A 21,980-nucleotide genomic window follows, 5' to 3' on the forward strand; every position below is an offset into this window, starting at 1 on the left:
CTGTGATGGAGATCCAAAGTTAGCTAACGGGGATAAAAAAGATCGTTAAAAGAAGTGCTGATACTTTTCGGGGATTTCGCGCCAGATGTGTTTGTGGGCGGCGCTCAATAGGATGTGGCGCATACATTTACGTGCGGAATCAGCTTGTTTAAGGCGGATCGCTTCCAGTAAGTCGCGGTGCTGCTGTACGGCTTCCTGCGTGAGTTGCAGGTCAGCTTCGAGGGTTTGCTTGAAAGACAGAAGCATAGCTGCCGACAGCGCGTTACCGACTGACGCCAGAAAAGGGTTATGGCACGACTGCAAAACGGCGGTGTGAAATGCCAGATCGCCTTGTTCGAATTCTGCAGCAGAATTGTTTTTCTGGCCGGACTGCATGGTCGCCAGCGCATCTTCAATCGCGGCCAGATCATGACCGGTAGCATTGAGCGCCGCCATGGCCGCGACGTCTGGCTCAAAAATCAGGCGCGTGAGCATCAGTTGTTCTACCAGTTCCGATTCGATACCGACATCTTCGAGCCACGACAACACTTCTGCATCCAGAAAACTCCACTGCTCGCGCGGTGTAACGATACTGCGTCTCTTGGCCTGGATCAGTAACATGCCTTTCGCCCCGAGCACCTGAAGCGCATTTCGCACCGACGTACGCGATGCCTCATACTGCTGCGCCAGCTCGTTTTCCCCCGGGATCGGTAACCCGACAGCCAGTTCGCCGCGAATAATGCGCAGCGCCAGATCACGGGTAATGGATTCAGAAACGGAAGAAGTGAGTTTGTTCATCGGAGTCTCAGCAGTGAGTTTCAGGGGAGGGCTGGCGCGATAATCGTAACATCTTACTGAATTTCCTCCACCATCCAGTCGTGAAATGCCTTCACTTCCGGGCGTTGTAAGGATTTTGCAGACCTGACGAGATAATAAGACCAGGTGATTGGCAGCGTCATTTGCGGGAATAACTGTACCAGCCGGTGAATATCTAAATCCTGCTGCACCAGCGCTTTGCGTACCAGCGTGATGCCCTGACCACTGAGCACGGCCTGGATCACCGCGGCGGTGGAATTGATATGCTGATGAGACTGACGCACGCCGTCCAGCCCGCATTTTTTCAGTACGCTTTCCCACAGCGGGAAATTCGCGCCGGGGTGCGGCGTGTCGTCGTGGATAAGCTTTTGTTCATAAAGCCAGTTGTGGCTGATGTTCTTATCGGCGGGCAGCAGAGACGGGCTGCACACCATCACCACTTCTTCATCCATCAGCCAGGTAGCGTGTAAACCTGACCAGTTTCCCGGCCCGCAGCGGATACCAATATCGGCTTCACCGTGCGCAAGATCGGTGAGCCGGTCTGCGACGTCCAGACGGATATCAATATTCTGATGGCGTTCTGAAAAACGATTAAGCCGCGGCATCAGCCAGTTCATCACCAGCACCTGCGAGGCGGTGACCACCACCACTGAGCGCGCACTGCGCCCGCGAAGTTTTGTCAGGCCGCTTTCCAGTTTATCCAGCCCGAGCGAGATGTCATCGAGCGCATCATGCACATCGCTGAGCAGCGTGAGGCGTTCACTGCCGGAGCGGCTGCGCGTAAGCAGCGGATGTCCGACCCATTCTTCCAGCGCCCGCACCAGCTGGCCGACCGCAGCGGGTGTTACGCCCAGCTCATTCGCCGCGCCGGTAAAACTGCCGTGTCGCGCGGTGGCTTCAAAAGCCTGCAACCATTTCAGTCTGTTGAGGGTTCGCATGATGTTCTCATCGTCGGGGAAATTTTTTGCAAAGTACCAGCGCACAGTAATGAGATAGTTTTTCTTTGTCGATGACTTATTTCTTATGCGTCGCTGGCGGTGCGCATGGCTGGCATGATGACCTCATCAGCCGGATCGAGGAACTGCTCCGGTTACACAGACAAAGAAAATATTGCGGAGATAAAAATGATGAGCAACACATTCAGCGGTAAAAAATTACTGGTTGTTGGTGGTACAAGTGGCATGGGGCTGGAAACCGCGCGTCTGATGCTGGAGCAGGGCGGCAGTGTGGTGCTGGTCGGTAACCGTCAGGAAAAAGCCGACGCCGCGCAGCGTGAGCTTTCCGCACTCGGTCCGGTTTCCGTGCTGGTGGGGGATCTGATGACGGAGCAGGGCATGAATCACATCCGTTACGCGATTAACGCGGAGCATCAGGATATCAGTCTGCTGGTGAATGCCGCGGGTGTGTTTTTCCCGAAACCTTTTGCGGAGCATGAAGAAGCCGATTACGACATGTATATGAACATTAACCGCGCGACGTTTTTTATCACCCGTGATGTGGTGAAAAATATGCTGGCAGCCGGAACGCGCGGTTCGGTGGTGAATATCGGGTCGATGTGGGCGCAGCAGGCCATCGGTGCCACGCCTTCTTCCGCCTATTCAATGGCTAAAGCCGGGCTGCATGCGCTGACCAAAAACATGGCGATTGAGTTGGGCGGTCACGGCATCCGTGTCAACGCCGTGTCTCCGGCGGTGGTGCAGACGCCCATTTATGAAGGTTTTATCGCGAAAGATGAAGTGGAAGGTGTGATGAACAGCTTCAACAGTTTCCACCCGATTGGCCGCGTCGGTAAGCCGCGTTATATCGCTGAAACCGTCGCGTTTCTGCTGAGCGAAAAAGCGGGCTGGGTCACCGGCGCAATCTGGGATATTGACGGCGGGGTGATGGCTGGTCGCAACTGATCATCATCGTCTGATTATAAACCGGAAGGCTGCGGATATAACCCTTTACGCTTCCATTTTACATCCGCAACTGATTGTCCGGTGTGGATTTTGCCCTGCAACAACAGGTTAAATTTCGCGCCTGATGGCCGCGTCAGGCGGCTTTGCAGGATGTACACGGCCTCGCTGCCCAGCTCGCGGCAGGGCAGAAGGACGGAGGTGAAATTCATCGGCGAGGTGAGTTTCATGTCGTGCTCGAAATCCATGCTCATGACGGAAATGTCTTCCGGCACCTGGATGCCCTGATCCCGCAACGCTTCCACGGTGGCGTGCGCAATCGGCGTGCTGCCGCAGATAATGGCTGACGGCAGGCATTCGCGGTTGCGCTCTTTCAGGTATTTATCGAAGCATTTGCGCGCCTGCTCTTTGCCGTTGCCGTGATTGATCAGCAGATGTGTCGCTTCGTCAAAAATGACGTGATGCTCAAGACAGGCGCGTTTGAAGCCGTCCAGCCTTTGCATCATGGTTTCGCGGCGCAGGTCAGTGAAGAGCAATACCGGCCGGTGGCCTTTCTGGAAAAGGAAATTCGCCGCGCAATAACCGATCGAATAGTGATCCGCTGACACGCAATCAAGGCGCATTTCGCTGTCTTTCGCATTCAGCATCACCACCGGTTTATTCGATTCCGCCGCCAGACGATAAAGCATCACGTCATCAATTCCGATGATAACGACGCCGTCCACGTCGGACAGATTCAGCGCCTGCATAAAAACCGCGATATCGGGGTCGTTTACCGACAACGCGCATTTACGGATGTGAATATCAAAGCGCGCCACTTCAGCGGTAATTTCCTGAATGGCTTCGTAATAATAGAGATCTTCACGCTGGGAAAATGCCGCAGGCGGCGCGCAAATTAACAGGGTATTCATTAACAAACGGCTGGCGGGAATGTCGCGCAAAATACCCATAGTTCTTGCATGGGTAAATACCTTTTCTTTTGCCCGCGGGCTGACATTCGCTTTACCAGCAAGGACACGGGAAACAGTGCTCGGAGAAAGCCCGGTGAGCTCCGCAATTTGCCTGATTTTTAATTTTCCCGTCATTGTGTGATCAACGCCTCATTAGAGTATGGACTTATTACCACGGTTAACTGGTTGTAATTCTTAAGCTATTCGCAATCATAGCAAAACCATTCTGCCGCACTGCAATTCCTGTCACAAATAGCGGTTGTTGGAAAAAAAAGTCGTTACTACTCTCCTGAATAACAACGTCAGAGAAAAAATATCGTATTTGCCTGCCCTGAATTATTAATAAATTCAGCAAGGTGACGATCGCCCTTAGGTTTTTATCGGGAGTAGGATAATGCTTAAAATAGCCATTATTGGTACGGGTAATATTTCACATAACCATATTCAGGGATATTTGCAGTTTGCCGATCGCTGCCAGGTGGTCGCGCTGGTGGATATTTATCCGGAGAAAGCGGAAGAGAAAAAACGGCATTACGGGCTCACTGACGCGAAGGTTTACGCCAGTCATCAGGATATTCTTAATGATTCGGACATTGACGTTTTTGACGTCTGCACACCGCCGTATGTGCATGCCGAAATCTCTGTTGACGCGCTGAACGCCGGAAAGCATGTGCTCTGTGAAAAACCGATGGCCGCTTCCTTGCAGGAGTGTGACGCGATGATCCGCGCCGCGCAGGAAAGCGGTAAAACGCTTTCCATCATTGCGCAAAACCGTTTTACCGATGCGTTCTGGCGGCTGAAACAGGTGCTCGATTCCGGCGAGGCGGGAAAAGTTTGCCACGCGCAGGTGGATTCGTTCTGGTGGCGCGGCCATTCCTATTACGATTTGTGGTGGCGCGGAACCTGGGAAAAAGAGGCGGGCGGCTGCACCCTCAATCACGCGGTGCACCATATTGACGCCATTCAGTGGATGCTCGGTTTCCCTTCCGAAGTGGTGTCGATGATCACCAACGCCGCTCACGATAATGCCGAAGTGGAAGACCTTTCGGCGGCGATTTTCAAATATGACACTGGTGCGCTGACGCAGCTGACGGCTTCCGTAGTGCATCACGGTGAAGATCAGAAAATTGTCATTCAGGGCGAAAAAGCCCGGGTTTCTGCACCATGGGATAAATTCGCCAGCATTTCTGCCCCGAACGGTTTTCCGGTGGAAGAGCGTGATACCGCGCGTGAAAACCGCCTCGAGGATGTGTATCAGTCCATTCCCAAACTCACTTATACCCTGCACACCGGCCAGATAGACAACTTCCTCACCGCGCTGGAAACGAAAAGCGCCCCGCTGATCGACGGCGTTCAGGGCAAGCGTTCGCTGGAACTGATTGCCGCGATTTATAAATCGGCCATTACGCGCAGCATTGTGACGCTGCCGCTGGTTCAGACTGATCCTTTCTATCAGACCGGCGGGCTGGTTTCGCTGGCCCCGCACTTTTACGAGAAATCGGCTTCCGTGGAAAACTTCGCTAACGAAGAGGCAATCCCGCTGGGTAAAAACATGGATACAGGAGCGTAAATATGAGCATCAAAGACGGAATGAACTATGCACCTGTCGGGAAACCGCAGCCGGTGGTGAAACCGGGCGAATTCGTGATTGCCGCCGCCGCGCTCGATCACGGGCATATTTACGGCATGTGCAACGGGCTGATTGAAGCCGGTGCCAGCCTGAAATGGGTTTACGATCCGGATCCGGCAAAAGTGGCGAAGTTCGTCAGCCAGTATCCGCAGGTGACGGTCGCTCCATCGCTGAGCGCGATTCTCGATGATAAAGAGGTGCAACTGGTGGCTGGCGCGGGAATTCCGTCGGAACGCTGCGCGCTCGGGCTGAAAGTGATGGACGCCGGAAAGGATTATTTCACCGACAAAGCGCCGCTCACCACGCTGCAACAGCTGGCGGCAGCAAAAGAAAAGGCGGCGAAAACCGGGCGTAAATATGCGGTGTATTACAGCGAACGTCTGCATGTGGAAAGCGCAGTATTTGCCGGGCAACTGGTGCAGGAAGGGGCGATTGGTCGCGTGGTTCAGACGCTCGGTACCGGCCCGCACCGCGAGGGTGAAGGGCGGCCTGACTGGTTTTACGAAAGGGAGAAATTTGGCGGGATCCTGTGCGACATCGGCAGTCATCAGATTGAGCAGTTTCTGTTTTATACCGGCAACGGCAATGCCCGCGTGGTCGCGGCGCAGGCGCTGAATTTCAACCATCCGCAATACCCGAACTTTGAAGATTTTGGCGACACGATGCTGGAAGGTGAAAACGGCGCACGTGGATATTTTCGCTGCGATTGGTTTACGCCGGAAGGGCTCAGCACCTGGGGCGACGGGCGTCTGACGCTGCTGGGCACTGAAGGTTACATTGAGGTGCGCAAATATGTCGATATCACACGTGGCGAACAGGACGTGGTGTACCTGGTGAATAAGGAAGGCGAATTCCGTTATCCGGTTTCCGGACAGGTCGGATTCCCGTTCTTCGGGCAACTGATCCTCGATTGTCTGAACCGCACTGAAAACGCCATGACGCAGGTGCATGCGTTTAAAGCCGCAGAGCTTTGCGTGCGGGCGCAGATGCTGGCGAACGGGACACGCTGAAACGGGAGGCATGATGAATATGATTAATGCCGCCGTCATTGGCTGTGGTGCCATCCATTCCTGCCACGTGGCGGCGATAGAACAGGAACCTGCGAGCACGCTGCGGGCGATTGCAGAAATTGATGTTGAAAAAGGGCGTGCGCTGGCGCAGTGGTATAACTGCGATTTTTATGCCGATTATCATGAAATGCTGCGCGACCCGCAGATTGATGTTGTGCATATTTGTCTGCCGCATCATCTGCATCAGGAAGCCATTCTTGCCGCACTGGCCGCCGGAAAACATGTGTTCACCGAAAAACCGGTGGCACTGAATTCCGGGGAAGTCGCCGCCATCAGGCAGGCCTTGACGGAAACAGACGCCCGGCTGGGTGTCTGTTATCAGAACCGGCTAAACCCGACGAGCCGTGAAATTAAAGCGCTGCTCGAAAGCGGGCAGCTCGGCAAAATGCTCAGTATTAAAGCCGTGCTGACATGGTCGCGCAGCGGCACGTATTACACCGAAAGCCCGTGGCGCGGTCGTTTCGAAACAGAAGGTGGCAGTTTGCTGATCAACCAGGCCATTCATACGCTGGATCTTATGCAGTGGTTTGGCGGCGGCGTGCTGGCGGTGAAAGGCGTGGTGGAGAGCAGTTTTCTCAGCGAACTCACCGAAAATGAAGATACCGCGATGGCCAGTTTTAAACTCGGTAACGGCGCACGCGGGCTGTTCTATGCGACCAACTGCCACAGCACGGATTCCCCGCTGCTGCTGGAAATTCATTGCGAAAAAGGGCTGTTGCAGCTGCATCACAACACGCTCTGGCTGATTGACGGGGAAAACAAAACGCTGTTAATCAGCGATGAAAATCCGTCGGGCAATGCTAAAAGCTACTGGGGTGACAGCCATCGACAGGCGGTATTTAATTTCTACCTGTCAGTTCGTCATTCAGGGAATACTCTTTATACCCAAAACAAAAACTATACCGATATTTATGACGCCGAAATATCCCTGAATATTGTCGGGGCTATTTACCGGTCATCTCAGTTGCGGAAATGGATAACGCTTACCGATTAAATAATTTTAATAATAACCCTACACTGACAGGATAATAAAAATGAAACCAACTGAGCGCAGAGTCGGTTATGGCACGGCCATCGGGTATGGCGTGACCGATTTATTTGGTGGCGGCGCTTTTGCCGTTATTGGTACCTGGCTATTATTCTTCTATACCACTTATTGCGGATTATCTGTTTTTGAAGCCGGTTCTATTTTCGCTATTGCCCGCGTTATCGATGCGATATTAAGCCCGATTATGGGCTATATCACCGATAATTTCGGCAACACCTGGCTGGGGAAAAAATTTGGCCGCCGCCGTTTTTTCCTGCTGATCAGCGCTCCTTTGATGTTCCTTTACGCGCTGGTCTGGGTCACAGATATGAGCTACTGGTACTACCTCGGTACCTATCTTTCTATTGAATTGCTGTCCGCGATGGTGCTGGTGCCGTGGGAAACACTGTCGGCGGAAATGACCAACCGGTTCAGCGAACGCACCCGTCTTTCGGGCGTACGCATGATTTGTTCCCAGCTCGGCGGTCTGCTGGCGGTGTCGATTCCGGGCATACTGATGCAGTTCACCGGCAAAGATAATTCCCTGACGTACACCTACACCGGTATCATTTTTGCCTGCATCTTCTGCGTGGCGGTATTCACCACCTGGATGTGTACGTGGGAAGCGAAAGACGTGCGTGAAGAGTTTGAACCGGAGCCGGTCACCGCCGGTGGCGGCAGTTTGTGGCACCATTTAAAAAGCCTGGTATTAGATCTTTTTTCCTCGTTCAGAATACGCATGTTCCGCCAGCATATTATTATCTATATCTTCTCGTTTACCGCACTGGACGTTTTTGGTGCCGTATTCACCTATTATGTGGTTTACGGATTGCATCAAAGTGCCTCGTCGGTTTCAGGGTATTTAAGTGTGGCGGCGCTGGCTTCCGTACCTTCGACGTTTATATTTATGATGTTGCTTGAAAAATTAAATATGTCGCCTTCGGGTGCACTGCGGCTGGCGTACGGCATTATATTCTGCGTACTGGCTTTCCTGTTCTATGTCTATATCACCGAAATGGCGGTTTCCCTGCTGCTGTTCTCAGCGGTCTTTGCCATATTCGGTTTCGCACGCGCCGGTCTTTATTATATTCCGTGGAATATCTACAGCTTTATTCCGGACGTAGATGAAATCGTCACCAAAAAACGCCGCGAAGGGATATTTGCCGGTGTAATGGTATTAACGCGAAAAAGCACGGTCGCGCTGGCGATTATGCTGATTGGTGTGGTGCTGGAAGAAAGCGGTTTCGTTAAAGGCCAGGGTATTCAGCCGGAAAGCGCGCTGCACGCGATTATCGGGCTGATGGTTTTTGCTACCGGCATCCTGCTGGCCGTCAGTTTCTATATGACATTTAAATTTAAGCTGACGCAGGATACGCACAGAACGCTGATCAAAGAAGTCGCGCGCCTGAAACTCGGCGGCGAACTGAATGACTGCACGCCGGAGTGTCAGAAAGTGATCAAGGATCTGACCGGTTACGACTATCAGGAAGTGTGGGGCGGCAGTGCGACGCGCAAAACCGCCGGAGGAAAATTAGCCCCCGCGCCCGGTGACGCGGTCGGGCTCTGAAAGGCGTTATTCCGGCGGCGTCTGGTCGCCGCCGCCTAACGGGCGCTGCATAAATACGGTATCCAGCCAGCGCCCGTGTTTAAAACCGACGGATTTCAGGGTGCCGGTAACACTAAAACCGGCCGCCAGATGAAGGTGAATGGACGCCTGATTCTGGCTGTCGCCGACGTTGCCAATCAGCTGGCGATACCCCTGCATTTCCGCCCAGTCCACCGCCCGGCGCAGCAAGGCTTTTCCCGCCCCGCGTTTCTGAAAACCGGGATCAATATAAATAGAATCCTCCAGCGTATGCCGGTAGGCGTAACGCTCGCGATATCGCCCGAGGTAGCAATAGCCTTTCACTTCCCCTTCATGCAGAACCACCAGCCAGAGCAGCCCGGCGTCTTTGATTTTCTTCAGGCGCGCGGCCATTTCATCCACAGAAGGCGGCTCCGTTTCAAAGGACGCGGTGCCGTGTTTAACATGCCAGGCATAAATTTTCTGCATTTCGGGAACGTGCTGTTCGTCCGCTTCAATAATTTCCATTCTTCCGGGCTCTCGTCAGTCAGTTTCCTCCAGCCTACACGTTTCGGAAAGAATCGGGCAGGGGAGTGCTGCGCATTATTTACGGGTTATGCTTTTTTCTTCTTATTGATGCTTTTTTCGTTTTTTAAGCCGCTACCCTGACCCTGCTATAGTCAGCTTCACTTTGGATTAGGGCTTATTTTTTAAGGAAAAACCGTGAAACTGACAATGCCTCATTTTCGGACAGGCGCTTTCATATTACTCGCAGGATTGGTGCTGGCGGGTTGTGATCAAAAGGGCAGCGATGCGAAGCACATCAAGGTCGGTGTGATTAACGGCGCGGAGCAGGATGTCGCCGAAGTCGCCAAAAAAGTCGCGAAAGAGAAATACGGGCTGGATGTCGAGCTGGTCGGGTTCAGTGGTTCATTGTTGCCGAACGACGCCACGCAGCACGGTGAGCTGGATGCCAACGTTTTCCAGCATCGCCCGTTCCTCGATCAGGACAATAAAGCGCATGGCTACAATCTCGTCGCCGTCGGTAATACGTTTGTGTTCCCGATGGCCGGTTATTCGAAAAAAATCAAAACTGTCGGTCAGCTGAAAGACGGCGCGACGGTGGCGATCCCCAACGATCCGACTAATCTGGGCCGCGCGCTTTTGCTGCTGCAAAAAGAGAAACTGATCACTCTGAAAGAGGGTAAAGGTCTGTTGCCGACGGCGCCGGATATCGTTGAGAACCCACATCATCTGAACATTATGGAGCTCGAAGGCGCGCAGTTACCGCGTGTGCTCGACGACCCGAAAGTCGATGTGGCGATCATCAGCACCACTTACATTCAGCAAACCGGGTTATCGCCGGTGCACGACAGCGTGTTTATCGAAGACAAGAACTCGCCTTACGTGAACCTGCTGGTGACGCGCGAAGACAATAAAGACGCGGAGAACGTGAAGGAGTTTCTGAAATCTTATCAGTCGCCGGAAGTGGCAAAAGCCGCAGAAAAAATCTTCAACGGTGGCGAAGTTCCGGGCTGGTAAAAGGCTCTAAAGGGATGAATAAAATTTGACGCTTTTGCCTGAAAGTCCAACGTCAGGCAAAAGCGTTTCTGTATTTTACAAGATAACGATTTTACGACTTATGCTGTTTCGCAAACTCGTCTTTGGCTTTCTGCAATTGCTGCTGGAAAGCGGTGTTGGTGTGCAACGTGGCGACGACCGCCGAGCCGACAATACGCGCCGCATCGACATCGCTTTGCCAGTGATATCCGCAAATTACGCGGCTCTGGCCTAAATCGAAACCGCGCTGAAGGATTTGATCCTGACGCTGCGGGTTAATTTCCGTCAATACCAGCGCCGTTGCCCAGCCGATGGAGGTGTGCCCCGACGGATAAGATCCATTCTTAGACAGCTTATCCTGCTCGGTCGTGTTGCACGTCGGTACGCCGTAGAACGCGAACGGACGAATGCGCATGTACTTCTCTTTCGCCGAACGGGTCGCAAGATCGCCCGCATCTTCAATCATATTGGTCAGCAGCTTATGCAGCTCCGGTGTGTCTTTTGCCGTAATCGGTGAACCAAACGCCGTGGAGAACGCATTCGCAACGCCGCCCGCACTCAGGTTGGCATCTTCAGCCGCCAGCTTGCCGCGTTCCGTCGAGCGCAGAAGACGCCCTTGTTCGTACATCGCCTGATCGTTGAGAAACGCAATGCTGCCCACAGCCGGTGGCGGCGGAAGCAGCGCCAGGCTGTTGATTGCCTGGTCGTTTTTCAGATAGTACAAGTCTGGTTTGGTGGTCGCATCATTGCCGGTCAGGGCAAAAGCATTGACAGAGAAAAGTCCCGCGAGACAAAAAGTAGCTACAATTTTCATGAAGGTTTCCTTACGGACATTAGAATTTTCATTACGAACTCATTTTCGTAACATTTGTTAACATGTGTAAGTAAAACAAATTCTTCATCAAAAAAAATGCGCGAGATCTCAAAATTGGGAATTTGTGGGTATGGGGGAATTTGCAGTAAGGCAGGTAAATTCACAGGATTTTGTTGGAGATGCTTGGTGTCCCCTACATACATCGAATATGGCAGGCAGGGGACTGATATGAATGGGTTATTTTGATGTGTTTTGTAATTTTACCCGCGATTTTACCCAGCATTGGCAAACATGAGGCGGTTTTTGAATTCGCAGTGGTCTTTATATAACCACCTTGCTCTGCCGTGAATGACGATCGCTTTTGGAAGGTCACCGGCTTTAATGCGGTCGTAGATGAAGGTCTTTCCAAAGCCAGTATCAGCCATGATGAACTTCAAATCAACAAACGAGTCTGGGCTCATTGTGTGAGTCATATTTACCTCTGCTATTTACCTTTAGCCACCCGATGAACCCAAACGCAAAGCCACAGCCACACTTCATGACCTGATGGGCATAGTGGCTTAGCTTGGTTTGCGTATTTATCGAGCAACTGACGGAGAGTGTGGTTGTTGTCTTTACTGCGGAGTTCGGTGAGGAGTTTCTTTGCGATGCTTCTGACTGCGTTTTCGGCCTCTTCTGGCGTCATGAGCTACTCCAGTTTTACACCGGGGATTTTTCCTGCTGCGATGGCGTCATAAATCTGTCTGGCGTGTATCAGATTCATCACGCCGATATCATTGAATGCTTTTGTTGCCACATCCCTTGCCACATCTTCAGGTGAGCGGATTGGGCGGAAGTTATTATCTTTGCTGATGTATTGCTCGTTATCCTTGCCAATCTGCTTCATCAGCATTGAATCTTCACCATGAGCAGTAATCCTTATTGCTGCCCAGTTACCAAGCGCCGCTTGAAACTCACAAACGCTTCCAACCGGCGGTAACCCTTTACCATCCCAAACCGGCTCGGTGATTGGTCTGCGCTCGGCGATGATTTCGTATTCATTTGGCGCCACGATAATGCAGTATCCTGCACTATACATCTCTGTGCGCTTGGCGCCTTTAGATTTGCTTTCTGCAAAAACGCAACGCCCGTTACTGTGCTTCAGGAGCACCATTGCCCACTCGGGAGCTTGTTCAAAATCCTTCTCACTTCCCTTCGTAATCTCGTATTTCATTTCCACACCCCATAAGCAAAAATACTCACCGCAACCCAGAACAATCCGCACGCTGTCACAGCGATTGCCCACACAGCCCAAACTGGTAGTTTATTCATCTCGTTACTCCCACGTATTTCCATTCGCCTTTGCCATCCAGATACGGACATGCGCCGCCACCTGGAGCTATCACTAATCTTCCAATTCCGTCATCGTCATATACCCTGCAAGTCATCCCGTACTTGCTCCAGACTGGGTAATACTTCCCTGCGGTGAAATGCTCACTTCCGATGTAAGCGGTTTTGATGTACACGTCAGGGTCGGTCATGGGTTATTGTCCGAGTGCTTTAGCGATAATCTGTTCAGCAACTTCCATGCGCCCCCAGTTTGAGGAAGGCTTATCCGGAGTCGGGTATGTGTTCTTTTTGACGATTTCCACCATATCCATGAGTGCTTCCAGTAGCTCAGGAGCGGCGGCAATCACCGGCATATCCCATTGACTGACATTGACGCAGACCATTCCATCAGAGGCTTTAAAGGCGTAAATTACATCGCCATCTTTGCCGGTTACCTCACTGCTTAAACGATTGTGGCTATTACTGGTAAACCACTTCCATGGATAAGGCGTTCCCATAAACTTATTCATGCTGCATTTCTCCGTTGCGCTTTCTGTTTCTGCTCAAGCTCGTAGTCATCCCTGCACCCTGAGTCGCAAAAGTTTCCAATCAGTAACGGATGCTCGCAGTAGTGACACTTACCTGTAAAACTTAAGAAATCACGCCGCCGGTTGAGCAGGGCAATCTCGCGTTCCAGTTCTTCTAATGCTGCTGCGTTATCAATTTCATCCGGCATTTATGCATCCTCCGCAGAGAGTTGCTCCGCTGTCAGGTGGGTAAATGTCTTGGAGATTTCCATGCAGACACGGTCGATTTTGGCGTCCATTTCCCGCAGCGAAGTTACGTCGGAATCACGGACTTCTTTCATGATGAGAGAGCGGAGCAGGGAGTCCATTTTTGAGTGAAAGCTTGCGTTCTTCAGCACTTCTTCGCCTTCGTTCTTGCCGGATTTGGCGATGCCTTTTTCCTGCAAAATGAACTGGAATTTGTCGCTGGTAATTACCCACTTGTTGTCGATTTCAATGCGCATTGTGTTCTCCAATTTTAAGTATTTTGGTAACCGCCCCGACTTCACAGCCGGCAGCAAGAATGTTCGTCCCTTCGTGCAAAGAAACGCGTACTTCGGCTGGCTCGACTCCTGTCATGCTCCACAATCCCTGTTTCAACACCGCTTCAAGTTCAGATGTGTCTACTCGACCCGCGTAGAAATGCATGCGGGGTAATTTGACTGTGATCATCGGGGGATACCTCATGTTGCAGGCGTAAAAAAACCGCTTTAAGCGGCTATTGTTTTTTCTCTGTGAACATCCGAATCATCTGCTGCAAATTCCTTATGCCACTTGGCTCTTGCCTCTTCCGCCACCAAAGCAGCCAGCTCCAAATCCTGATAAGAACCGAGCCCAACCCGTATGTAATTTACGCAGATACTAGCAACCCAATTCTTATACTTTTTCGAATAAGTAACACCGCGATATCCGCTGGTATTGTTATCCCTAAACCTCCTATTCATGTGGTTCTGGCTGTTGGTGCATTCCCTGAGGTTGGAAAATCTATTGTTGTTTCTTACCCTATCAATGTGGTCTATGTCTTTCGCTGGCCATCTTCCTGTCATGTAAAACCAAGCCGCCCTGTGGGCTTTGTATTTCTTACCATCAACAAAGAGTGATATGTAACCCTCCTCATCCTGGTACCCGGCTACTTCTCCTTTCTTGAGCTTTCCTCTGGATAAATTGCAAATGAAGTGACCAGTTTCAGGGTGATAGGTTAGAACCTGCTTGAGCTTCTCAATCGTTAGCATCTTCACTACCTTTCTTTTGCGGGGCGGTGAATAGCTGAGTACCCACTGGCAGGTGTTGTATCTTTTCAAGGTAGTAATCAATAACCTTGCGCCCTACATCAGGCCAGTTTTTCGATACTACTATTTCAGCCACCGGCACCTGATCGCCTTTCAGCGCTTCAAGTTCTGTCGCTAAACCATGAGCCATTTGCTCATAGTTATCAGCCCGCTGGCGTTCTGCTTCGAGCTGGTCGAATAGGATCAACACTCTCCGTGCAACTTCACTTTCCCCTGCTTTTTCAGTAGAAGTAACCCTTAACTCATTAAGCAGCGCCTTGATATCTGTTGTGTCAGTCATGAGGTTGCTCCCAAATCAAATCCGATTTCATCCCAAATCACGTCAGCGCTATCAGTATCGAAAATTTCAATGACACCCGTCATTCCACAGGCCGACATGCAGGAAACGGAATCACCATCAAACAGAAAATCATTGCTGCCGTGCTCTGTTTTAACGTGGGCGGTTTTGTTTCCGCAGTTTGGGCATGGAGTCAGCCAGTCTATTACAAGAGTTTTCATCCCTTCCTCCCAGAGCGCAGATGCTGGGCAAATACTGGAGCGCGAATAACTTTTATAGTTTCGACCGCCCTGGTAAAGCCGTCTTCATAGGTTCTTCCTCCGCGCTCTTCGTAAGGAGAGCCGAGAGTTTCAGCGAACTCATCCACGCCCTGTGCCTTAATCTCAGCGATAGCGGCGTCGGTGTCTGGTGTTTCAAGGGGAGTGACTTCCCATTGGTCGCCGTATTCAGCCAAGCCATCAGCGTCATATGCTTCACAGCATTTCTTCAGCGCCGCATTCTCAGCCACCAGCCCATGCACATACTCAATGACCAGCTTGCTGTGTGCGCCTTCACCTTTGATGCCGAAAGCGTTGATGATGTTGTTCAGAGAGGTTTGCAGGGCGTCTTTTTGCTGAAGTTGGGAGAGGTAGTCATCGTAATCTACGAAGCCGCCTGTTTCTGAAATTACGGTTTCACCACCACCTTCATAAACTTCAAATTCATAGCGAGTTACGTTATTCATGTGTGTTCCTTGAAAGAGGGTTATGCGGCCTTAAGCCGACTTAGCTTCATGCGTATAGATTGCAGAGTGCGGCCTGTTTTGGCGGCTGCTTCTTCGGGCGGGAGTGTCTGGGCGATATGCAGGTCTTCCGCTGACCATCGATTCATCGGCTGAGTAGGCTGAATGCCAAGTTCATAAGCCTTCCTGATTACCCCTTCCTCTGTCCTGTTCAGATGCTTTGCTAACTCAGGAAGCGGCATTGTTTTGATGTTTTTGCTGAGGAATTTAATCTCTGTTGTGAGCCAGAATTTGTAGGCCACGGGTCACCTCCATTGCTCTCCGAACTCAAACCCAATCTCAGCAAGTGCTTCATCCATTTTGCTGATGAACTCCGGCACCATCTCGTCAAATTCATCCATGAACTTCTGGTCGCGCTCGACAACAACGTGGTGCAGCCCCTCACGCTTCATGCGTGGGTCGTAGTTTGCGAAGTACCAGGCATCCTTACCGGTGACCCAGAGGCTGTACTGAATCTGTGCCATGTACTCTGCCTTGATGGCGTCAAAACCACCCAGTCTGAACTTCATGAACACTGCGCTGGTGTACGGGCTTTTCAATTCCAAGCCTTTCCCGTCGCTACAATCACCATCAGGTGAGCATGCACAGCGAAGTGTTTCGTCTTTGAATATGATCGGCACATCGGTAACTTTCACATCAGTGGTAAACTCAAACAGCGACCTTGCTGATGCTTCGTATTCTTTCCCCCACGCCAGAGGCTTTGCATTTACCTCAACCACATTCCCTGTGCAAACCTCACCTAACAACGTGTAGAAGTAGGTGAGCTTGGTATCTGTCCACTTGGTGCCGCTGCGTGGCTTTGAGATGACCTTTCCGGCTTCAGATGCCGTGATGACACCCAGCCTAAGCCTTAACCAGTCAATGCTTCCCTGCTGCGTGGTGCGGACGTCAATCCCTGTCCGCTGCAAGATGATTTCTGGTGTCATGCGGCTGCCTTCTTCTTCAGGAAGTCCACCACCTTCAGTGCTTCAGGTTCGGTGAGTTGTTCCGGTGATGAGATAGGGCGTTTGAATATCTGCGAGCAAATAGGGAGCAAGTCTGCATCCCATGTTTTATCCATTTGCAGGAGCAATTCATTAATCGCCTGAATGGTGTCGTCGGTGGATGGTGATATATCCTTTTCCTGCCCGCGTTCCTGGCTAAAGTTGATGCCTTCGCCGCCTTCGGTATTCACGTAATCAACAGCCGCATCCAGACGCTCACGACGAGGCCAATACTTAGTGGCCTGCTTTACGACTGTCTTAAGGATCATCTGCTCTTCGTCGGTTACCCAAGGGCAGCGCTTAGTGTTGTCGGTGAGGTATTTTTTCCATGCTTCTGACCGGTCACGAATTGAGAAAATATCTTCGGCTCGCATGGTGTGCGTCAGGTAGTCGCCTTCGTCCGTCTTAACTACCGTGTAAGCGCCGACCACATCACCGCGCTGCTCGATGGTGTCAAACTCGTTGAATTCGTGAGTAGGTGGTCTATCAATGCTGGTTCGCATGAAGCGGTCGTTCTTCCTGACGATCGCCGACTGGCACCATTTGATTGCTCCTGACTGCTGGGCAATATGCATCAACCCCATGTAGCTGATGTCCAGACAGATAGCGCCTTTCCGTGGCACTAAATACGCAAGCTTCTGCGCTGGATTGAGAGAAATGCCAATCGCCGCAACGTTCATAATCGCGCTACGAGTCGACACGCCATTCTTGGCTGCCACGCCTGCCAGATAGTCATTGTTCGCGAATATCTGCATCGCAAACTCTGATTCACGCTTGAATGTCAGGCTTGGTTCGGAGCAAACTTGTTCGAACTCAGCCCTGAGTGGGTTAACGATGTTAAAGACTTGCTCAACCAATTGCTGGTTCATGCTGCGCTCTCCATTTTCGAAATTCTTCCGTGAGCCTGATGCGCACTAATGGCATCAATGAACTTTGCGTACTCGTCCTGAGCCCATTCATTGTCCAGAGCGTGAATCTGCTGAGCTGTGAGTTTTGACTTATCGGCAAATTCGAGAGGCGTTTCGGGGTAGGTTTCTGCAATCTTCATCGTTCGTTGGCGAAGGTCTTCTTCCACTCGTTCGATTGCAGCGTCCAAATCTTCCTGCTGGTCTCTGATGTAGTCGTAGCTGCTGTATCTCATGCTGCGTCCTCCTGTTTCATCACAACCAGATAGCCGAGAGACTCCATGTATTCGCGAATGTTTTCCTCATCCATGAAGGCCAGCATTTCTTTGTCTGGTAGCACGTAGTTCAATTCAGCGCCTTCAACTGTGAGTTTTACGCCGCGCCCCATGGTGCCGCCGGAAATCTTCACGTCTGCGCATTCAAAAGTAATATTCATGGTTGCCTCCGATAAAACAGATTCCGTGCCATCTGGAAAAGCATGTCGTCATGCTTCTCTTTGGCTAAGTCAGCCAGTAGCTGAAGTGCTCGTTTGATGTCCATTACGGATGCCCTGGCTGATTGAGGATTTCGATAAGACGCTTTGCAGCGTTCTTCGCGTTACGGCAGATGCGGTCGAGCAGTGATTCAGAGCAGCCCACGCAAGGCCACCCTGCTATACAAAAGGTATGCATGGGATACTCCGTTAGTTGATTAATTTGCATGTCGAATAACCCTGAATAGAGGGATATTTGAGATGCAGCGGGTATAAAAAAGCCCTGCGGGGTGACAGGGCGAAGTGGTTCACAGCATGAAGGTTGATAAGGGGCGCTTATCACGATGCGCACTCAGTGAATGCGCAGCAGGAAGGGGCTCACTTATTGCGGGCTACGAGCATGGCGTCAGCCAGAAGATAGGCTTGCTCGGCACAGTCACTATAGGAAATTCCGCCCTCATCAAAGGTATGCGCACCGTTCCATTTACTGACTATTGCGGGCGCGAATTTAGCGGCGAAGTAGTCACGCAGAGACATGCCGTCTTGTGGCAGCGATTTAATTAGGTCGCCGTAATCACTTTTCCTCTCAGAACCAGCTCTCGCGAACGCTGCACCGCCAGTTTCTTTTCTCATACTTCCTCCTCAACCTTAATTTCAGGTTTGCGCAAGAACCTCTCATACTGCTCATGACTCATTCGAACAGATGAGCGTTCTGCTTTGTTTTTAAGTACATATTCGTAGCCGTTAGCCATCCTTACGACGCAAAGACGCTCACCGGTTAAAGTGTTTACAAGCTTCATGGGGATGACTCCGGTGGGGTGTTTAGTAGAATCTATCTGGAAGGTCAGTGGCTTCTTGTAGTTGCTTGATTTTGTTTTTCAGGGTCTGAATCTGCTTTTCATTTATGTCAATGTCAGCCTGAATCTTTTTCCTAATAAACTCAGCCCTTGCGTCAGGGTAATTATCATAAAATTTGCAGACTGAAGGTCGCTCAGGTCTAACGTATGAGCCAGAGCGCTTAATTTGAATCTGTGCTGCTGTAACTTTCTCTACAGTCCCTTTGTAGAACTCAGGAAACTGAACGCCCAACTTGACGACATACACCACATCGTCAGGCTTAAATTGTGAAATCGGCTTACTCATATCGGTAGTCTCAGTTAGTTATGTGATGCGGGGTGGGGGTTAGCAGCTGAACGGAATGACGATGTAAGTATTTTCACTTACTGGAAAGTAGAAATTCCCATTATAACTATCGCCATCCAGACCAATCTGCCACTGCTCTACGAGAACAAAGGCGAACCCTTCAATCGTATCTTCCTGTCGTTCCAGATTGGTCAACTTAGAATCCTGAACGTCCTGAATGGTTGGGAAATCCAAATAACAATCATTGTAATAGTCCCGTACCTTTCCAATAAACTCTGATACTTCCATCTCTCACCTCATAGTGCAGTTACTGTTGCTGACAAGCGTCATGCGTGGGCTATCTCACCAGCCCTTTAGCTTTACGGAATGCCGTCTTGCGTGAGTGGCCTTCTTTGATAAGTTTCTTCATCATCAGTCTCACACGCTCTGCGCGCGGCTCGTTACTTAACGAAAGTGGGTAACTCTTTGGATTCATCTCTCACCCCTTAATAACGTGATATGGATGCTCGTATTTATCGCTGCGATGACCTGCGGCGAAAATGGCAACTTGAGGCAGGCAGATATTGTCTGCGCTTGCCTGTTCTTTACTGCGCAACGGTAATGACATAGTTGCTTTGTAGACTCTCGCTGAGCAGCCTGAGAGGCTCAGAGCGACGTTCTTTTCTAACCGGATGTCTTTGCTCATCTCAGCTGCTTTCGCTGCGTTGTGAGCCGTCATGCGGCGTGCGTTATACCTTTGCTTTGAGTTCATGAGTGTTACCTCTCAGTGGTCTTGCCGAAGCCCTCACGAATAAGGGCAGCGGTCAAAATTACTGGTTTCGAAGCTGGTCTACGTTCATGTTGCAAAGCTTCATCCACACTTTTATTGAGACAGGTCGGTCGCTCGGAAGGCATCTAACCATCAGTGGAAATTCTTCTTGCACATTGGAAAATGTTTTTTTACAGCTATTTTTGACTGCAATAGCGCATGCAGAGCGATAGGCGTGACGCTGTTTCTTAAATTCTTGCTTGTTCATCATGTGTTCCTCGGTAAGTGCTTGGGTGATGTGGTGGCCGGTACTGAACTCCGGCTTTACGGTTATTAGAGGGCCGTGCTCTGCAAGCAAAATCCCACCGCTAGGATGCCCTCTTCAAGCGCATCAGCCTGCGCATTCACCACATCCCGAAGCACTTTCCTTCGGTCTCCTGAGTTCAGGAGAAGTCATATTGTTAAAGAAGCAGTCGGACTTCCTGTCCAACACGGCTGATAGTTCCTTCTGCCGTATCGATGTTTCGTTTCGATGGATTCAATATATGCGTTATGCGCAAATGCGTCAAACGCATATTTATAAATATCAGAGCATATCGACGCATATGTTTGTTTTGAAAGTGAATTTAATTTTTGCGTGGGAAATGCGCAGATACAAAAAACCCGCAAGAAGCGGGTTATTAGGCGAGGAGCGCAAATTTATGTGGGGTTTTAGCTACCCATGCTTCCGGATTTGCTGGGATTGGCTGACTAAAACCTTCCCTTGAACATGGAGCATGTTCATTTCTTCTTGAGTTAAAGCCCAAGTCTCATACGTTTTGTTATCTGAAATCACCTTGAGTTCAAATTTAACCTTCTGAAGACGTTTAACAAACGTGTCCCCATTGAAGTTAAAGACGTAGATTCCATCCCCGTCAAAGAACGTCACCTCAGTATCCACAAATATGAGATCACCTGGTTCCAGGGTTCCTGTCATAGAGTCGCCGCGCACGTTGATAAGCATCACCGATCCTTGCGGTCGATTGCCAAACATAGACTTTGCATATTCCGGCACATACTCAATGGATCGGATTACTTCAACAACATCCCCTGAGCTGCTTCCCGCGCCTGCGCTTGCTGATACACCAAGTACATCAACTCTATACACATTATCTCTCCTAGAATTGGCGAGTGAATTAACACTGTATTTATGTACAGTATCATCTTCGTCTTCATCAGAGAATAGCTCAGAAACAGGAATAGAGAGAGCGTCCGCAACTTTTTGCAGCATCGCTTCGCTAAACCCCTGCTTTCCTCGCTCAAGGCGTGAGAGGTTTCCGACATCGCTATCTATAATGTCGGCTAATTGCTGCAATGTCATTTTCCGTGCAGTGCGGATTTGTCTAATACGGTCGCCTATTTTCATCGCTTAATTAAAAACCTTTTATGCGTTCCTCGCAAAGCGCCTTGCGCAAATCATTTGCATCGCATATTATGCGTATAGCGCATTTAATGGAGGTCAATATGCAAACGCCACTTAGAAAAATGCGTGTAGAGAAAGGACTCACCATCGCTGAGGTAGCAATTGCTACAAATCTGGATGTTGGGAACCTAAGCCGAATCGAACGAGGCATTCAGGTTACCTCGCTTGAAACGGCAGAGAAGCTGTCTCAGTACTTCAAAGGCTTGATTACTGAGATGCAAATTCTCTACCCGCAACGTTACATCTCGGCGGCAGAAAAGGCCGCCTAAGTATTTCGCTCTTTAAACAATCTGGCAGCTCTCTGAACTCAGGAGCAATAACAACAGTGGCATACCCCACGGTATGCACACGTAAACACACAACTAACTAACGGAAGTATCACGCATGGAAGTAACAACAACACGCAACAAGGCCCGAGTCATTGAGAGCCAATTGCTTAACAAGATTGCAGTAAGAGGGGTAACTGAGGTTGCAGCCGCTATCGGGGTTGATAAGTCACAGGTATCTCGCTGGAAAGAAGCGTTCATCCCAAGGATGTCGATGCTACTGGCTGTTTTGGAGTGGGGAGTCGTTGACGATGACCTTGCCCGGCTGGCGAAGGAAGTGGCGAAGATATTCACAAAGCAAAAAGCCCCTGCGGTAACAGAGGCTTCTGAGCAAATCACAATGTCGTTTTAACTGGACAAAACAACAGGAGTAATTATGCACCAAAAGAGAAAGACACGCCAGCCCCCAGAA

Annotated in this window: 35 protein-coding genes; 8 read left to right on the top strand and 27 right to left on the bottom strand. The window is 50.6% G+C overall.

The features are described from left to right. Positions 1 to 45 precede the first annotated feature (45 nt). A complete protein-coding gene (locus M2403_RS09860) occupies positions 46 to 777 on the bottom strand; it encodes a FadR/GntR family transcriptional regulator (RefSeq protein ID WP_152324446.1) in 732 nt (243 codons plus the stop codon). A gap of 53 nt (positions 778 to 830) precedes the next feature. Then, a complete protein-coding gene (locus M2403_RS09865; RefSeq protein WP_259229023.1) occupies positions 831 to 1,733 on the bottom strand; it encodes a LysR substrate-binding domain-containing protein in 903 nt (300 codons plus the stop codon). A 189-nt stretch (positions 1,734 to 1,922) separates the two neighbouring features. On the opposite strand from M2403_RS09865, the gene M2403_RS09870 reads away from it, so the two are divergent. Beyond that, complete coding sequence (locus tag M2403_RS09870; protein ID WP_152324722.1) at positions 1,923 to 2,696, top strand: SDR family NAD(P)-dependent oxidoreductase; 774 nt, start codon at positions 1,923 to 1,925, stop codon at positions 2,694 to 2,696. 14 nt (positions 2,697 to 2,710) lie between these two features. On the opposite strand, the gene M2403_RS09875 is transcribed toward M2403_RS09870, so the two are convergent. Further along, positions 2,711 to 3,778, bottom strand: a complete 1,068-nt coding sequence (locus M2403_RS09875) for a LacI family DNA-binding transcriptional regulator (protein ID WP_152324444.1) — start codon at positions 3,776 to 3,778, stop codon at positions 2,711 to 2,713. Positions 3,779 to 4,037: 259 nt separating this feature from the next. Between M2403_RS09875 and M2403_RS09880 the strand changes: the two genes are divergently transcribed. Genes M2403_RS09880 through M2403_RS09895 form a run of 4 tightly spaced genes read left to right on the top strand, consistent with a single transcriptional unit; the run spans position 4,038 to position 8,937 of the window. Next, positions 4,038 to 5,213 (top strand): Gfo/Idh/MocA family protein, encoded by a 1,176-nt coding sequence (locus M2403_RS09880; protein WP_165058357.1) that lies wholly within the window; start codon positions 4,038 to 4,040, stop codon positions 5,211 to 5,213. A gap of 2 nt (positions 5,214 to 5,215) precedes the next feature. Then, positions 5,216 to 6,283, top strand: coding sequence for a Gfo/Idh/MocA family protein (locus M2403_RS09885; RefSeq protein ID WP_259229024.1), 1,068 nt, complete (start codon positions 5,216 to 5,218; stop codon positions 6,281 to 6,283). A gap of 13 nt (positions 6,284 to 6,296) precedes the next feature. Next, positions 6,297 to 7,337, top strand: a complete 1,041-nt coding sequence (locus tag M2403_RS09890) for a Gfo/Idh/MocA family protein (protein ID WP_259229182.1) — start codon at positions 6,297 to 6,299, stop codon at positions 7,335 to 7,337. A 40-nt stretch (positions 7,338 to 7,377) separates the two neighbouring features. Then, positions 7,378 to 8,937 carry an MFS transporter gene (locus M2403_RS09895; RefSeq protein WP_259229025.1) on the top strand — a complete coding sequence of 520 codons (1,560 nt, stop codon included), beginning with the start codon at positions 7,378 to 7,380 and terminating at the stop codon, positions 8,935 to 8,937. A 6-nt stretch (positions 8,938 to 8,943) separates the two neighbouring features. Here the strand turns inward: M2403_RS09895 and M2403_RS09900 are convergent, their stop codons facing one another. Next, entirely contained in the window at positions 8,944 to 9,462 is a 519-nt protein-coding gene (locus M2403_RS09900; protein WP_152324440.1) for a GNAT family N-acetyltransferase, read from the bottom strand. Between the two features lie 195 nt (positions 9,463 to 9,657). Here M2403_RS09900 and nlpA point away from each other — a divergent pair, with 195 nt between their 5' ends. Continuing rightward, the gene (gene nlpA / locus M2403_RS09905) at positions 9,658 to 10,476 is read left to right on the top strand and encodes a lipoprotein NlpA (RefSeq protein WP_259229026.1); all 819 of its coding nucleotides are present in this window, start codon (positions 9,658 to 9,660) and stop codon (positions 10,474 to 10,476) included. Positions 10,477 to 10,567: 91 nt separating this feature from the next. On the opposite strand, the gene phoC is transcribed toward nlpA, so the two are convergent. The 23 genes from phoC to M2403_RS10020 form a co-directional block, all read right to left on the bottom strand. Beyond that, a complete protein-coding gene (gene phoC, locus M2403_RS09910) occupies positions 10,568 to 11,308 on the bottom strand; it encodes an acid phosphatase PhoC (RefSeq protein ID WP_101076177.1) in 741 nt (246 codons plus the stop codon). Between the two features lie 272 nt (positions 11,309 to 11,580). After that, entirely contained in the window at positions 11,581 to 11,781 is a 201-nt protein-coding gene (locus tag M2403_RS09915; protein WP_259229027.1) for an AlpA family transcriptional regulator, read from the bottom strand. A gap of 215 nt (positions 11,782 to 11,996) precedes the next feature. Next, positions 11,997 to 12,521 (bottom strand): hypothetical protein, encoded by a 525-nt coding sequence (locus M2403_RS09920; RefSeq protein ID WP_259229028.1) that lies wholly within the window; start codon positions 12,519 to 12,521, stop codon positions 11,997 to 11,999. Between the two features lie 310 nt (positions 12,522 to 12,831). Continuing rightward, positions 12,832 to 13,146, bottom strand: a complete 315-nt coding sequence (locus M2403_RS09925) for a hypothetical protein (protein WP_259229029.1) — start codon at positions 13,144 to 13,146, stop codon at positions 12,832 to 12,834. Next, complete coding sequence (locus M2403_RS09930; RefSeq protein ID WP_259229030.1) at positions 13,143 to 13,352, bottom strand: hypothetical protein; 210 nt, start codon at positions 13,350 to 13,352, stop codon at positions 13,143 to 13,145. The genes M2403_RS09925 and M2403_RS09930 overlap by 4 nt, the downstream gene beginning before the upstream one ends. Next, on the bottom strand, positions 13,353 to 13,646 hold the full coding sequence (locus M2403_RS09935; protein ID WP_259229031.1) for a DUF5405 family protein: 294 nt from the start codon (positions 13,644 to 13,646) through the stop codon (positions 13,353 to 13,355). Beyond that, positions 13,636 to 13,854: a hypothetical protein gene (locus tag M2403_RS09940; protein WP_259229032.1), complete on the bottom strand. Its 219-nt coding sequence runs from the start codon at positions 13,852 to 13,854 to the stop codon at positions 13,636 to 13,638. Before M2403_RS09940 ends, M2403_RS09935 begins: the two co-directional genes overlap by 11 nt. 38 nt (positions 13,855 to 13,892) lie before the next feature. Further along, positions 13,893 to 14,414 (bottom strand): HNH endonuclease, encoded by a 522-nt coding sequence (locus tag M2403_RS09945; protein ID WP_259229033.1) that lies wholly within the window; start codon positions 14,412 to 14,414, stop codon positions 13,893 to 13,895. Beyond that, entirely contained in the window at positions 14,401 to 14,751 is a 351-nt protein-coding gene (locus tag M2403_RS09950) for a hypothetical protein (protein ID WP_259229034.1), read from the bottom strand. The genes M2403_RS09945 and M2403_RS09950 overlap by 14 nt, the downstream gene beginning before the upstream one ends. After that, a complete protein-coding gene (locus tag M2403_RS09955; protein WP_259229035.1) occupies positions 14,748 to 14,969 on the bottom strand; it encodes a hypothetical protein in 222 nt (73 codons plus the stop codon). The genes M2403_RS09950 and M2403_RS09955 overlap by 4 nt, the downstream gene beginning before the upstream one ends. Next, positions 14,966 to 15,472 (bottom strand): hypothetical protein, encoded by a 507-nt coding sequence (locus M2403_RS09960; RefSeq protein ID WP_259229036.1) that lies wholly within the window; start codon positions 15,470 to 15,472, stop codon positions 14,966 to 14,968. Before M2403_RS09960 ends, M2403_RS09955 begins: the two co-directional genes overlap by 4 nt. Before the next feature lie 20 nt (positions 15,473 to 15,492). Continuing rightward, positions 15,493 to 15,771 carry a hypothetical protein gene (locus tag M2403_RS09965; protein WP_259229037.1) on the bottom strand — a complete coding sequence of 93 codons (279 nt, stop codon included), beginning with the start codon at positions 15,769 to 15,771 and terminating at the stop codon, positions 15,493 to 15,495. Between the two features lie 3 nt (positions 15,772 to 15,774). After that, a complete protein-coding gene (locus M2403_RS09970; protein ID WP_208950676.1) occupies positions 15,775 to 16,455 on the bottom strand; it encodes a YqaJ viral recombinase family protein in 681 nt (226 codons plus the stop codon). After that, the gene (locus M2403_RS09975) at positions 16,452 to 17,381 is read right to left on the bottom strand and encodes a recombinase RecT (RefSeq protein ID WP_259229038.1); all 930 of its coding nucleotides are present in this window, start codon (positions 17,379 to 17,381) and stop codon (positions 16,452 to 16,454) included. Before M2403_RS09975 ends, M2403_RS09970 begins: the two co-directional genes overlap by 4 nt. After that, positions 17,378 to 17,653 (bottom strand): hypothetical protein, encoded by a 276-nt coding sequence (locus M2403_RS09980; protein ID WP_259229039.1) that lies wholly within the window; start codon positions 17,651 to 17,653, stop codon positions 17,378 to 17,380. The genes M2403_RS09975 and M2403_RS09980 overlap by 4 nt, the downstream gene beginning before the upstream one ends. Beyond that, positions 17,650 to 17,853 (bottom strand): hypothetical protein, encoded by a 204-nt coding sequence (locus M2403_RS09985; RefSeq protein WP_259229040.1) that lies wholly within the window; start codon positions 17,851 to 17,853, stop codon positions 17,650 to 17,652. Before M2403_RS09985 ends, M2403_RS09980 begins: the two co-directional genes overlap by 4 nt. Before the next feature lie 103 nt (positions 17,854 to 17,956). Beyond that, entirely contained in the window at positions 17,957 to 18,088 is a 132-nt protein-coding gene (locus tag M2403_RS09990) for a protease FtsH-inhibitory lysogeny factor CIII (protein WP_095922531.1), read from the bottom strand. A 179-nt stretch (positions 18,089 to 18,267) separates the two neighbouring features. Next, on the bottom strand, positions 18,268 to 18,522 hold the full coding sequence (locus M2403_RS09995) for a hypothetical protein (protein WP_259229041.1): 255 nt from the start codon (positions 18,520 to 18,522) through the stop codon (positions 18,268 to 18,270). After that, positions 18,519 to 18,689 (bottom strand): hypothetical protein, encoded by a 171-nt coding sequence (locus M2403_RS10000; RefSeq protein WP_217154129.1) that lies wholly within the window; start codon positions 18,687 to 18,689, stop codon positions 18,519 to 18,521. Before M2403_RS10000 ends, M2403_RS09995 begins: the two co-directional genes overlap by 4 nt. A gap of 22 nt (positions 18,690 to 18,711) precedes the next feature. Then, entirely contained in the window at positions 18,712 to 19,032 is a 321-nt protein-coding gene (locus M2403_RS10005) for a hypothetical protein (RefSeq protein ID WP_259229042.1), read from the bottom strand. Between the two features lie 39 nt (positions 19,033 to 19,071). Then, positions 19,072 to 19,320, bottom strand: coding sequence for a hypothetical protein (locus M2403_RS10010; RefSeq protein ID WP_259229043.1), 249 nt, complete (start codon positions 19,318 to 19,320; stop codon positions 19,072 to 19,074). A 190-nt stretch (positions 19,321 to 19,510) separates the two neighbouring features. After that, positions 19,511 to 19,783 carry a transcriptional regulator gene (locus tag M2403_RS10015; RefSeq protein ID WP_259229044.1) on the bottom strand — a complete coding sequence of 91 codons (273 nt, stop codon included), beginning with the start codon at positions 19,781 to 19,783 and terminating at the stop codon, positions 19,511 to 19,513. A 712-nt stretch (positions 19,784 to 20,495) separates the two neighbouring features. After that, positions 20,496 to 21,185, bottom strand: a complete 690-nt coding sequence (locus M2403_RS10020) for a S24 family peptidase (RefSeq protein WP_259229045.1) — start codon at positions 21,183 to 21,185, stop codon at positions 20,496 to 20,498. Between the two features lie 98 nt (positions 21,186 to 21,283). Here M2403_RS10020 and M2403_RS10025 point away from each other — a divergent pair, with 98 nt between their 5' ends. Then, positions 21,284 to 21,511, top strand: coding sequence for a helix-turn-helix domain-containing protein (locus M2403_RS10025; RefSeq protein WP_259229046.1), 228 nt, complete (start codon positions 21,284 to 21,286; stop codon positions 21,509 to 21,511). 115 nt (positions 21,512 to 21,626) lie between these two features. Continuing rightward, complete coding sequence (locus M2403_RS10030) at positions 21,627 to 21,920, top strand: lambda phage CII family protein (RefSeq protein ID WP_259229047.1); 294 nt, start codon at positions 21,627 to 21,629, stop codon at positions 21,918 to 21,920. The last annotated feature ends 60 nt before the right edge of the window (positions 21,921 to 21,980 follow it).

Origin of the sequence: Rahnella sp. BIGb0603, from assembly GCF_024808755.1 — a bacterium.
GTDB classification, from domain to species: domain Bacteria; phylum Pseudomonadota; class Gammaproteobacteria; order Enterobacterales; family Enterobacteriaceae; genus Rahnella; species Rahnella contaminans.